This window comes from Paenibacillus popilliae ATCC 14706 (genome assembly GCF_000315235.1).
In the GTDB taxonomy this organism is placed as follows: domain Bacteria; phylum Bacillota; class Bacilli; order Paenibacillales; family Paenibacillaceae; genus Paenibacillus_B; species Paenibacillus_B popilliae.
Map to the genome: position 1 here is coordinate 1 of NZ_BALG01000447.1, position 429 is coordinate 429.

A 429-nucleotide genomic window follows, 5' to 3' on the forward strand; every position below is an offset into this window, starting at 1 on the left:
ACTCAAATGGTACGAGGAACAGTTCCGGCTTGCACAGCAGAAGCGCTTCGGGGCTTCCAGCGAGAAGACGCATCCGGATCAATTGGAACTGAATCTGTTTAATGAGGCCGAAGTGCTGGCAGTGCCTAACGCAGAGCCGGAAAAGGAACAGATTGCTTACGAGCGCCGCAAATCGAGCGGTAAACGTGAAGCAGATCTCTCCAAACTGCCGTTGGAAACGGTGACGTATACCCTTGCCGAAGGCGAGCAAATCTGCACCTGCTGCGGTGGATCGCTGCACGAGATGGCCACGCAGACCCGTCGCGAGATAGCGGTGGTGCCGCCTCAGGTCAAGGTAGTGCAGCATGTGCGGCAGGTGTATGCCTGCCGGCACGGTGAGCGCCATGAACTACATACGCCGATTGTGACGGCTCCAATGCCTCGGCCCGC

General features: G+C 58.0%; 1 protein-coding gene. It reads left to right on the forward strand.

What is annotated here, in order from left to right:
* A partial coding sequence (locus PPOP_RS18135) for an IS66 family transposase zinc-finger binding domain-containing protein (RefSeq protein WP_042229959.1) occupies positions 1-429 on the forward strand: 429 nt, incomplete at both ends.